The following is a 12332-nucleotide window of genomic DNA, read 5'->3' on the forward strand; positions in this document are numbered from 1 at the left end:
CAGCAAAACTTTTTGGATAAATGAACCCTAGAATTCAAAATAATTGCTTACTAATTCCAAACTATAAATAAGGTAGTCGAAAAAAAAACAGTCGGAGCAAGCGAATGGAAAATATACCAGAAGAAATCATAGAAAAAATCAACTCTTTGCAACAAGACCACAAATTCAAGATTATAAAGTATATTGAACGAGAAATTGAAGTAGGCAGAACACCTTCTGTAGAGGAGCTTTCTAGCATCATCCGGTATTTGAAGGAAGGGGATAAGAAAACCACACTCCATGAAATAGAGGGTATTTCGATTGAAAAGGAAAAACCTAAGAAATCTAATCAAGTCAGCGAAAAATGGAATTGCGTTACCTGCCGATTTCAAGAGTCTGGAATTTGTAAAAATAAAAAATCGGAATTATACGAGTCAAAGGTGTTTGCGTCAATCGTTTGCGTGCATTTTTTGGCTCAAAAGCCAACATGAAACAAAAACTCTACAAAGACGGAAATAAAAAGAATCCAGCCATTTTATTTCTACACGGATTTCCTTTTGACCATAGAATGTGGAAATCACAAATTGAATTTTTAAAAAATGACTATTATTGTCTAAGTTACGACATCCTCGAAAAATGGGAAAAATCAAAAAAAACAGAACCAACCCCCTTTGAATTTCTAGTTGATGACTTATTCGCAATTCTAGAAAAAGAGAAGTTGGGCAAATTGATAGTATGCGGTCTTTCGATGGGCGGATATATTATCTTGCGAGCATTAGAAAGAAAGCCTGAATTTTTTTCAAAGATAATTCTTTGCGACACAAGAACAGAAGCAGATTCCAATGAAGCAAAATTAAAACGAGTCGCAGGTATACAGAATATAAATGAGAATGGTGTGGATAAATTTCTAAAAGAATTTGCAACTAATACATTGTCTGAGCTAACAATCAAAGCCTATCCAAAACTTTATAAGAAAGCACTAAAAATCACAAAGGACAGAACAGAAAATAGCGTCAAATCATTCTTACTCGCAATGCAAGGAAGAACAGATACTACATCTGTTTTGAATCAAATTTCTGTTCCTACTTTAGTTCTCTGTGGGGAATTCGATACAATAACTCCTCCTGAGTCAATGGAAAAGTTATCTTCTCAAATTCCTTCGGCTGAATTTGTAAAAGTTCCCGAGGCAGGGCATATGGCTCCCTTTGAAAATCCCAAATTTGTAAATGAGAAGATTTTGGAATTTCTGAATAAATGAAATTAAGTTTGCGACTATCTTACTCCAATCATCTTCTAGTGGCTATTGTTTTTTTTCTGCTACTAGCGATAACTTCTGTTTATCCTCAAACTAATTTAGGTTTTAAGAAATCGCAGAAAGAGACGGTGGAAATAAATGAACTTGAAGTGTTCGCGGATAGGTTTTTCAAAGAAAAGAACTTGAATGCAAACCATGCGTTAGTTGTCTTAGTAAAAGATAAAAAAACTTTTTTTAAAACATACCCAGAGCATTCCCAATCTTTTTCGGAATTAACTCGTTTCAATTCAAAAGCATTTGATGAAATATTTACAGCTCTATCTTTATTGCAATTACAGGAAGCTGAAAAGATAAATCTTCGTGGTGACATTGCCAATTATAAATGGAAGTATGATCGAAATTTTAAACAGAACATTCTAATTGAAAATTTATTAACACATACATCAGGAATACAAGAAAATATAATTTATTCCAATCCAGAAAGAAAACGAGAGCCTGATTTTAATAAGAACACATCGCTCGTTCGATTTAGTGAGCCAAATGAATTTATTAGTTACAGCGCGGATGATTTGGTTATTCTTCATACAATATTACAGGATGCCGCGGGAAAGAGCAGGGAAGAATACATTCGAGAATCTATACTAGCAAAGTTAAATCTAGAAAATTCTGTTTTTGAAAATGCAGAGTTATTGGTAACTGGCAAAGATCTAGAAAAGATTATACCAATTTTTTTAAATGCAGAAGATTTAGCACTAAAAGGTATCCTTAAAAAAGAAACATGGAACGAAATCTTTCAAGAAAAATTACGTATGGAAGACAAACTACCTGGAACAGTCATTGGTTTTTTTGAACACTACGAGAATAATACTTGGGGCTATTCAAGAGTAAACGAAAGCAATGATCACACAGAGAAGTTTGTTTTTTTTCCTGATAAAAATTCCGCGATATATCTATATACTAATTCTTACAATCCAATCTTAAGAAGAGAAATTGTTTCTGAATTCTTAGATACTTTTTTCCCGGTAGAAAAAAAGAAAGTCAAACGCGATAAAAGTCCGGGTTATGATGAGTATCTGCAAAATTTTGAAGGCGAGTATGCTGCTGTTCAGATTTCTAAACATACAATCTCTAAGTTTAGAACTTATAACACTTCTATTCGTATTAAAAAAGAAAACAAAATGTTAATTTTAGAATCCGATAGAATGGATCCTTATGGAGACTTGGAAGGAAGATTGGAGTTTATAGAAATAGATCCATTTCTATTTCGCTGTCTGGATAGAGAAGCCTATATCTCTTTTAAAATGAATGAAGCGGGTAATGTAGAGTATTTGCTTTCAGGCTCTGGTCAACACGGGGCTTATCGAAAGTTGCCGCTTTTTGAAACAAAGACCTTTCATGAGAATCTAGGAATATTCTTTTTAAGCTTTTATTCTATTATGCTCTTGTTGTTGGTGGTAGAATTTCCCTATGCATTTGCTAAAAAAATTGCCTACGTTCCAAATCGAATGAGACGAAATGTGCATATTCTTCTTTGGTTAGAAACGATTCTCGGCCTAATTCTATTTGGTAGTTTTTATTTCTTTGTAGATCATTATAGGTTAATGGATACTCATGATTATATTCTACAACTGACTCCATATGATTATACCATCTTTAGTCTTCCGTTTGCCTTTATCCTCGGTATCAGCGCATTTACCTATTATGCGCTCAAGTCCCTCATCGAAAGAGGCTTACATCTATACCGACAAATTCAATCTGTATTGTTTTTACTAGTCTCTTTTGCTTTTATTTATTGGATGAGTTTCTGGAATTTACTCAGCTTTGGATTTTGAATCTTGGATAATTTTTTTAACTAGAAAAGATACTGTAAGCACAATAAACGAAGGAATCCATATCCAGATAAATTCTGAGGCTAATACAAGTATACCTGCTTCGGAGAAAAACCGTTTTCCAATAGGGGAGACTTGGATTGGGTGAAAGTCAAAAAAGAATCTTTCCGAAGAGAATGGACAATAAAGACAAACTCCAAGTCCTCCATTTGTGAGCGCATCGAGCAATGCATGGGAAAGTGTTGATATAAAAAATACGAACCAGAGTAGCAGATAACGGAAGTTAAACGCAAAATCTTTTCGATAAAACAAAAATAAAATTGGAATTGGAAAAATGGCAGAAAAAAAAATGGAATGTGTAATCCCACGATGTCCTAACCAATGGGAATAAGGAATTCCAAAACGAAATGCAATTACATCAGCATCCGGAATGATTGAGCATAAAAGAATAAGAATATAAAATTTTACTGTATCTGATTTAGTTTTAAATAAGGAACCTGCGGATACTGCTGCTATGCCGTGAGAAAAAATAGTAGGCATCTAGCGGGATTTGAATTTATTTACTAAATCTGTAGAGTTGATTTCTTGCATGAGACCAAATACATTGTCTGGCACAAAACGTCTATAAACCTGTGCCCTTCTGTAACCAAAGAATTTCCCTACATTCTCTCGCATATATTCTTCCGTTGTCATCGGATCATTTGTAATGCGCTTACGTGTAGATGCTGCATTTTCAAAGAAGTTTTTGTAGGATTCCCTAATATTAGAAACGGCTTTTGAGTAATTGATATATGCATCTACTTGAGAGGCTTTTAGGTCAAAGAATTTGTCTGCCCAGAAGTCTATGATATGCTTTTTGATAATTGCTTCTGGAAGAAATTTGATAATCTTATTGTTATCTACAAAATGGCAATAGCCGAAATCTCTACGAACCAAATCTTCTTGGATGATATTATATATTACAATCGGGCCTATATGATATAAGAAAGTATACGTATCATCGCACAAATCAACAAAGTCTCTCGAAAATAAATTAGTTACTGCAAAGTCAAGAAGTGTTTGCAGCATTTTATTGTATTTAGGTGCTGCAGAGTGTCCCATGTTTTTTCTGACAAGAGCCGCTGCGAGGTTAATGTTGTTATTATCCGATGGATTTAAAATCACAAAGCTTGAACTATAAAATTTCTTTTCTTCTTCTTTGAGGTCCCCTTTTTTCACATAGAGAATGTAAGCGTCATTTCTATTCCACTCCTTTGTTCCCTTTATAGTTGTGAAATAATAGTCGGTTTCTTGCGATGGAGTCTTTGGTTTTGATTGAAACAATCGATCTGATAGTTTAGGAGTAGTCGTTGTTGGAATTACTTCTAATTTGGGGAGATTCTTAAAAAGATTTTCATAAGTAAAATCCTTACCCTCTTCATATATGAGGTTACTGACAAGAAGCCGCTTGTCTGCTTTAGAAGAGCCAACAATATGACAATCAAAGGTCTTCTCAATTAAATCGAGCAGAGCCCTTGTATCATCATTTAGAATGCTGATTAGACTTAAATTCTCCTTTTGAATTCTCTCATAGAGAGGCTTGGTAATTGGATAGGTTGAAAATACCTTAGACATTCCAATGATATTATTCCAAGCAGTTTCGACGGATTTTAAAAAGGATGCTAAATTCTCGTAAATAATTTTGATTTTTAAAAATTCAGTTTCTTGCGGCTTCATGTCTTCTTCATCGGGAAAAAGTTCACTAGCTTGCTTCTCGACTTCGTCTTTCATTGACTGTCCGACTAATCTTTGAATAAACTTTGCATAAGCCGCTTGAATTTCTGTCAACTGAGCAAGGATATCTTCTTTCTGACTATCTATAATCTCTCGTGCGTCAGTCGATAGATTGGAGCCAAAAAGCACAGCTCGAATGTTTTCAATCGAGCTTATATGCAGTTGGGTTGTAATCGGAATATCAGTTGAAAATCTTTGTGGATTACCCTTTGCCATATTAGGTTAAAGCTGGATTCAACTCTCCATTAGATTTTGCAGACTTAGAAGTTTTTTCACTGCTTCCACCTTTAGGGTTTGCAGGAGAAACGATTGCCATTAACTCCTCATGTGTAATAATTTCTTGAGAAAGGAGGGCTTTCGCTATTTGCTCTAATTTCTTGAAATTCTTTTTGGCTAGATCACGACCTTTGTTTAGGCTAGTTTGCACAATGGCTCTAACTTCTTCATCAATTAAAGCGGCAAATTGTTCCGAATAATACTTATTAGACGCATGACCCATATCTCTACCAACGAATACTTGGTCGTTAGCCCCATTGTAGTTTACTGTTCCTAACTTTTCGGACATGCCCCATTCGCATACCATCTTGCGTGCAATGTTTGTTGCATGTTGAATGTCATTGCTAGAACCAGTAGATGTATTTCCAAAACGTAATTCTTCTGCAATAAAGCCACCCATTGCCATTACGATTTGATCCAACCAATAATTCTTTGGATGAATATGCTTTTCTTCAGCAGGTAAAGACTGAGTTAATCCTAAAGCACGACCGCGGGGGATAATGGTGACTTTGTGCACAGGCTCGGTATAAGGAAGTAGAGTTGCAAGAATTGCATGACCTGCTTCATGATAAGCAATCACTTCTTTTTCTTTCTCAGTGATAAAGAAAGACTTTCTTTCCGGTCCCATCATTACTTTGTCGCGTGCATCTTCTAGTTCATCTTGCGTGACTCGTTTTTTATTTCTGCGAGCTGCAAGAAGGGCTGCTTCATTAATCAAATTAGAAAGATCTGCTCCTGTAAATCCAGGGGTTCCACGAGCGATAGAGTTAAGAGAAATATCACTTGTAAGTGGAACTTTTTTGGTGTGAACATTTAGAATTGCTTCTCTTCCTTTCACGTCTGGCAAATCAACAATTACCTGTCTGTCAAAACGACCGGGACGAAGTAGGGCAGGGTCAAGAACGTCAGCTCTATTGGTTGCAGCAATTACGATTACCCCTTCGTTAGCCTCAAAGCCATCCATTTCAACAAGCATTTGATTGAGTGTTTGCTCTCTTTCATCATGTCCACCGCCAAGTCCTGCGCCGCGTAAGCGACCTACAGCATCAATCTCATCGATGAAAATAATACAAGGTGCGTTTTTCTTTCCTTGCTCAAATAAATCACGAACTCTAGAAGCTCCAACCCCTACAAACATTTCTACGAAGTCAGATCCAGAAATGCTAAAAAATGGAACTCCTGATTCTCCGGCAACCGCACGGGCTAATAACGTTTTACCTGTGCCGGGAGGACCTACTAATAATACACCTGTAGGAATACGAGCGCCGATTGCTTGGAATTTTTTTGGATCTTTTAAAAAGTCTATCATCTCGGATAATTCGGTCTTAGCCTCATCGCAACCAGCTACATCAGCGAAAGTTACTTTGACTTTTGGATCCATGTTCATCTTTGCTTTGCTCTTTCCGAAGCTAAATGCTTTGTTGCCTGTAGATTGAATTTGTTTCATCATGATGAACCAAACTACACCAATGATAAGAAGCCAGGGGATAATCGCTGTTATCGCATTTAAAAAACGATTTTCTTCTGTGGACTTAGCAACAAATGTAAGATTGGATTTACGAAGTTTTCCCAATACGTCTGTAGTGAGTGGAGCGACTATCGTTCTGAAAGGTTTTACACGTTTATCCTTTGCATCTTCAAACCAGCCTTCGATAACTTCTTTATCTATGGTGATCAGTTTTTTTGTTTTCCCTTCTGGGTTGATGATAATTTTTCCAATTGGTTTAATGCCGTCTGCTGGCTCGATCATATTTAAAAAGTCGGAATAAGAAATTTCCTCTACTTTGTTTTCTCGTTTCTCACTATTGTATAGACCATAGAGGACAAATAAAATAATCAGGAGGATAAAACCTACCTGCTTAAGATTCTTATTAATCATTAAAATTCTCCCGTGAATGTTAGTTTTCTGATTTATCAAATAATTGCAAGATAAAATACAGGCTTAGGACAAAGCGAGCCCAGCAATTATCCATAGTTTTTTGATGCATATCTTAGACCTTGGAAGGTTCCCATTTTGTGATTTAGCTGGAAATCCTTGCGTTATTGGAGACTTTCAAAGAGTGCCACTGATGAACATACGATCCTTGAATTGTAGAAAATTGGACTTGGGAAAAACGAGGGAATGAATTTTTAATCGAGAGCACAAAGCCTGCAGCACTGAAGAAAGTAAAAGAAATCTTTTAGCTGGTTATTTGTTGTCCTGCTCTTTGGAAGTATTCCCCTAGCTTGTCTAAGGCAGCGGAATGTCCAATGTTGTTTAAGCTAATACCTATTCTCCTCTAGTCAACTCGAACAGCTAAGTATACTTCGATTTCTTTATTACGAAAGCCTACGCAAATACGAAATTTACCCATTCCATTTAGCATAAACCTCATTGACTAAACAAATATCCAACATTTTGTAGTCAATAACCCTTAATTTAGATGACAAATTTAACTTTGTATTTAAAAGTTTGGAATAGAAAATAAACATTACAGGAAAATAACCAATGTCGTTGAATGATTTTATCTTTACCTCCGAGTCTGTTTCTGAAGGTCACCCTGACAAAGTATGTGATCAAATTTCTGATGCAATTTTAGATGCATTTCTAGCGCAAGATCCTAAATCAAGAGTTGCTTGCGAGTCATTAGTAACCACTAATTTAGTCGTTGTAGCTGGCGAAATCACAAGCAACGGAAAGATTGATGCCCAAGAAATTGTAAGAGGTGTTATCAACAAAATAGGTTATAATGATATAGCGATGGGATTTGATGCCGAATTTGCAGTAGTCCAAACTCACATTCACAAACAAAGCCCAGATATCTCGCAAGGCGTAACAGAAGGTCAAGGTTTATTTAAAGAGCAGGGCGCTGGTGATCAGGGATTAATGTTTGGATTTGCAATTGACGAAACAAAAGAATTAATGCCAATGCCAATCCAATACTCTCATGCACTCATGAAAAAATTGGCAGACTTAAGACATGGAAAGAAATTAAAATTTCTTCGCCCTGACGCAAAATCGCAAGTAACCGTAATTTACCAAAATGGTAAACCTGTTGCTGTGGATACTGTTGTAATTTCTACTCAACATACTCCAGAAGCAAAACATAAACAAATTAAAGAAGCAGTTATTGAAGAGTGCATTAAAAAAGTGATTCCTGCAAATCTTCTTAAAAAAACAAAATACTTCATCAATCCGACAGGCATATTCATCATTGGTGGTCCTCATGGTGATACTGGTTTAACAGGAAGAAAAATTATTGTCGATACATACGGTGGATATGGTAGACATGGCGGTGGTGCTTTCTCAGGAAAAGATCCTTCTAAAGTTGACCGATCTGCAGCTTATATGGGACGTTATATCGCCAAAAACATAGTAGCCGCTGGTCTTGCATCCAAATGTGAAGTTCAATTAGCTTATGCGATTGGTGTTGCCGAGCCTGTGTCTGTATTAGTAGACACATTTGGAACTTCTAAAATCCCTGATTCTGAAATTGTAAAACGTGTTAAAGCAAATTTTCGATTAACTCCAAGAGGAATTATTGAAACGTTAGGCTTACTTGAAAAAGGAAGAATTTATTCTGATACTGCAAGCTATGGTCACTTCGGCAGAACGGGCGAAACATTTACTTGGGAAAAAACTGATAAAGCAGAGGCACTTAAAGGCTAATGGGAGCAATCACTACTAACACAAATTCTGAACTAAAGGCAACCCGTGATGCTTACGGGGAAGCACTTGCTGAGCTGGGATCTGAAAACGAAAGCGTTGTAGTTTTGGATGCTGACCTTTCAGGTTCAACAAAAACAAGTGTTTTTAAAAAGAAATTTCCCAACAGATTTTTCAATATGGGTGTTGCGGAACAAAACTTAGTCGGTCATGCTGCTGGCATGGCTTTGACTGGATTAATTCCGTTTGCTTCTTCCTTTGCTATGTTCTTAGCGGGAAGAGCTTGGGAAGTTGTGCGCAACAGCGTTGCTTACCCCAATCTCAATGTTAAGTTAGTTGCCTCCCATGGGGGAATTACTCTTGGCGAAGATGGGGCTTCTCATCAAATCGTTGAGGATTTTGCCATTATGCGCGTGATTCCGGGGATGACAGTGATTTGCCCCGCTGACTTCAACGAAACAAAGCTTGTCATAAAGAAAATTGCTGAATACAAAGGTCCTGTTTACGTTCGGGTTGGTCGTCCTCCGATTCCTCTCATTCAAAGAGAAAATTACCAATTTGAAATTGGAAAAGGGGAGCTTCTTTCTGAAGGAAAGGATATTCTGATTGTTGCCTGTGGTCTTTTAGTTGGTGAGTCTATCAAGGCAGTAGAGGTTTTGCATGCAAAGGGAATTTCTGCTACCTTAATTAATATGGCTACGATAAAACCTATTGACAATGAGTTAATTTTAAAACATGCTAGAATTTGTCGTGCAGTAGTGACCTGCGAAGAGCATAGTGTAATTGGTGGCTTAGGATCTGCTGTCAGTGAACTTCTAGCAGAAGAATTCCCTGTTCCTGTATTAAAATTGGGAATGAAAGACGTTTTTGGAAAATCAGGGACATGGAGCGAACTATTGGATTACTTTGGCCTTCGGTCAGAGAAGATTGCTGCACTTGCCCAAAAAGCAGTTAAGATGAAGGCTAATAACTAAACCTTTTTTTTATTGCATACAAGTTTATTTACTTCCCTGTACTAAGTTTTAAACTTGTATTTCCGATAAGAATAGAGATACATTTGTAAACAGCTTGATTACCGATATTTTGTTTTGTGTGAGATATTGGTGGCGGGTTATAAGCGATTGAGCGGAAGTTTTTATTCAGTAGTTTATAAATATTTCTTTCTAAATTTTTTGGTTTCTTAAAAATGATTTAGAAATGGATAGTGAATGTATCAATTTGGGAGAATAAGAGACAAATGATAGATCCTGAAATCCAAACGGAAAAGATTGTGACCCAAAACAAAACTTTTCTAGTTGATTTAAAAAAGAATCAAGCAGGATATTATCTGAAAGTTTCCGAATGGTCAAATAGTAAAAAATCTTCCATCTTTGTTCCAGCGGAAGGAGTTGATAAATTGATAGAAATACTTTCAAGGTTTCAAACTCTGATTGCGAATGACAAAGAATAAGATACAGATAACTATGGACTTTTTAAGCACTAAATTATTCCGTACAAATGAGGAAGGAGAGTTTCGAATGAAGTTTAAAAATATTGTTATGATGGTGTTGATGGCTGTGCTAGGTTTACCATCTCTATATGCACAGGAAACAAAGACAGCTCCGGCTGCTGCTAATAATAGTGGTGGCGGTGGTGCGGCGATTGAGCCTTTGGAAAGAGTTACGCTCGAAGACTTCGAAGAATCCGAAGACTGGAGAGCGAAGTCAACTACTCCTCTGGGACAAACCAAAGTTCTTAAGATGATACAAAGAGGTATCATTAAAGATGTATTTGATGAAAAATCAGTACCTGACAAGAAGGACGATAAAGGTCAATATGTTCCGGTTGCCGAAGACCAAAAAGATAGAATTGGTGCAAACCATATCTTAGGTGTAAAGACATTCTTTGCAGAAAAGGGCTTTGATCGAGTAGAACTTTCTCCTCCGCATGAGTATATCATCAAAGGTAAAGCTCGGCAAATTTCGGTTTGGGTTTTAGGAAGAAAATTCAGACATACACTTTTTGCAAAATTCAGAGATTATAAAGGCAACACTCACAATATCAGATTAGGTAGACTAGATTTCTTTGGATGGAGAAAATTAACTGCTCCAATCCCAGGATACGTTCCACAAAGCACAAGATATTCTTTATTAGATAAGAACATTCACTTTGTTTCTTTGTTTGTTGCAAGTGATGTGCATGAAGTTGCTGGTGATTTTTATTTCTATGTTGATGATTTAGAAGTGAGATCTGATAAGTATGATATGATTTATCCTGGATTTGAAATCAAGGATAATTGGTAGAATTAATTTACTTGGTATGAGGGAATATATGAACAATAAGAAGAAATTAGTAGGTATACTTTCAAGCATAATTGCAATCGCGATTGCATTTTCTGGTATAGCCTATGCAGAAAAGAAAGGATTAAAAACAACAAACGGAAATGACCTAGGAAACAATGAGTTAAAATCAATTACATTGGAAACTTGGGACAAAGTTGAATGGGAAGTCTTCACTGACAAAGACTCTGAGTTGCCAGATAATTATGGGAAAAAACCTTATAAGAAAGATTTAGCTCCATCAACACAGTCTATGAGACAAGTTAAACTTCTTAAAGGCTACCCTAGAGATGTAAAATACATTGATTTAAGCAAAGACAAAGACAATTCTCAAGTTCTTGCGGTAAAATTCCATTTTACTTTTCCAGGAAACAATGAAGTAACAATCAGACCACCTAGAACTGCTGATTTCATAATCAACCGTCCAAGAATGTTTATCAATGACAACGCATTTTCAAACACAGAAGCTCAAAAAGCTCCTGAGAAGCGTGACATTAACAACGTAAACATTCAGCCTATCTACGGTGTAGAGTTACCAGGCGTAACAAAATCTATGTCTGTTTGGGTTCTAGGAAGAGGAATTGACTATATTCTAGAAGGTTGGTTCGAAGACTACAAAGGCGATACTCATGTAATCAAATTTGGCTCAGTTAACTTTGTTGGATGGCGTCCGATGACAGCAGTTATTCCTGCTAACATTCCACAATTCGTAGAAGCATACCCTGCAACTAAGAGCTTAGTTTTCAAACAATTCAAACTAAGATCTACCCCTAAAACTGGTGGAGACATTACTTATCTATTCTTTGATGAGTTAAAAATACTAGCTGATACATTCGATGTTCACTTTGATGGTGCAAATATCGACTTTGATCCAGAAGATTGTTCTAACAAACAAAGAGTGGAAGAAGTTGAGGCAAAAGCTAAAGGTATCAAACCTGTTAAGGATTGTGGTAACTCTGGTGGAGCCAAAAGCGCTCCTGCTGCTGAAAAGAAATAAGCCTTAAAAATCTTGTTTCCTCAAATGGAAAAACCTCACTGCAAAGGCAGTGAGGTTTTTTTTTGCCTAAAAATAGAAAAGCAAAGTCTGATATCCGCTCATCATCTAGAAAATCTTGTAATCTCACATAAGAGAAGTGACGTTTGTTCTCTCATTGCAAAATTCAATTCCTTTTAAAGGAAAGCTGATTTAAGCTGATATTTTATGGTTTACTTATTTCCTAACCTCAAAATATTAGAAATTAACGTCTTCTTTTACT

The 12332-nt window shown here is 36.3% G+C and carries 11 protein-coding genes; 8 read left to right on the forward strand and 3 right to left on the reverse strand.

Annotated features, from left to right (window positions below):
• The first annotated feature begins 104 nt into the window (after positions 1 to 104).
• The 3 genes from IPH52_21365 to IPH52_21375 are packed head-to-tail and all read left to right on the forward strand — an operon-like array spanning position 105 to position 3066.
• Positions 105 to 470 (forward strand): hypothetical protein, encoded by a 366-nt coding sequence (locus IPH52_21365; protein MBK7057548.1) that lies wholly within the window; start codon positions 105 to 107, stop codon positions 468 to 470.
• On the forward strand, positions 467 to 1237 hold the full coding sequence (locus tag IPH52_21370) for an alpha/beta hydrolase (protein MBK7057549.1): 771 nt from the start codon (positions 467 to 469) through the stop codon (positions 1235 to 1237). The genes IPH52_21365 and IPH52_21370 overlap by 4 nt, the downstream gene beginning before the upstream one ends.
• Positions 1234 to 3066: a serine hydrolase gene (locus IPH52_21375; protein MBK7057550.1), complete on the forward strand. Its 1833-nt coding sequence runs from the start codon at positions 1234 to 1236 to the stop codon at positions 3064 to 3066. The genes IPH52_21370 and IPH52_21375 overlap by 4 nt, the downstream gene beginning before the upstream one ends.
• Here IPH52_21375 and IPH52_21380 read toward each other — a convergent pair.
• Genes IPH52_21380 through ftsH form a run of 3 tightly spaced genes read right to left on the reverse strand, consistent with a single transcriptional unit; the run spans position 3046 to position 6988 of the window.
• Positions 3046 to 3603 carry a metal-dependent hydrolase gene (locus IPH52_21380; protein MBK7057551.1) on the reverse strand — a complete coding sequence of 186 codons (558 nt, stop codon included), beginning with the start codon at positions 3601 to 3603 and terminating at the stop codon, positions 3046 to 3048. The genes IPH52_21375 and IPH52_21380 overlap by 21 nt on opposite strands.
• Entirely contained in the window at positions 3604 to 5052 is a 1449-nt protein-coding gene (locus IPH52_21385) for a hypothetical protein (protein ID MBK7057552.1), read from the reverse strand.
• A gap of 1 nt (position 5053) precedes the next feature.
• Positions 5054 to 6988, reverse strand: a complete 1935-nt coding sequence (ftsH, locus tag IPH52_21390) for an ATP-dependent zinc metalloprotease FtsH (protein ID MBK7057553.1) — start codon at positions 6986 to 6988, stop codon at positions 5054 to 5056.
• A gap of 612 nt (positions 6989 to 7600) precedes the next feature.
• Between ftsH and IPH52_21395 the strand changes: the two genes are divergently transcribed.
• The 5 genes from IPH52_21395 to IPH52_21415 all read left to right on the forward strand — a co-directional run bounded on the left by IPH52_21395 (position 7601) and on the right by IPH52_21415 (position 12073).
• Complete coding sequence (locus tag IPH52_21395; protein ID MBK7057554.1) at positions 7601 to 8761, forward strand: methionine adenosyltransferase; 1161 nt, start codon at positions 7601 to 7603, stop codon at positions 8759 to 8761.
• Positions 8761 to 9732 (forward strand): transketolase family protein, encoded by a 972-nt coding sequence (locus IPH52_21400; GenBank protein MBK7057555.1) that lies wholly within the window; start codon positions 8761 to 8763, stop codon positions 9730 to 9732. The genes IPH52_21395 and IPH52_21400 overlap by 1 nt, the downstream gene beginning before the upstream one ends.
• Before the next feature lie 266 nt (positions 9733 to 9998).
• The gene (locus IPH52_21405; GenBank protein MBK7057556.1) at positions 9999 to 10208 is read left to right on the forward strand and encodes a DNA-binding protein; all 210 of its coding nucleotides are present in this window, start codon (positions 9999 to 10001) and stop codon (positions 10206 to 10208) included.
• Between the two features lie 67 nt (positions 10209 to 10275).
• Positions 10276 to 11040 carry an endoflagellar filament sheath protein gene (locus IPH52_21410; GenBank protein ID MBK7057557.1) on the forward strand — a complete coding sequence of 255 codons (765 nt, stop codon included), beginning with the start codon at positions 10276 to 10278 and terminating at the stop codon, positions 11038 to 11040.
• A 16-nt stretch (positions 11041 to 11056) separates the two neighbouring features.
• Positions 11057 to 12073, forward strand: coding sequence for an endoflagellar filament sheath protein (locus tag IPH52_21415; GenBank protein MBK7057558.1), 1017 nt, complete (start codon positions 11057 to 11059; stop codon positions 12071 to 12073).
• The last annotated feature ends 259 nt before the right edge of the window (positions 12074 to 12332 follow it).

This window comes from Leptospiraceae bacterium (assembly GCA_016708435.1).
GTDB lineage: Bacteria > Spirochaetota > Leptospiria > Leptospirales > Leptospiraceae > UBA2033.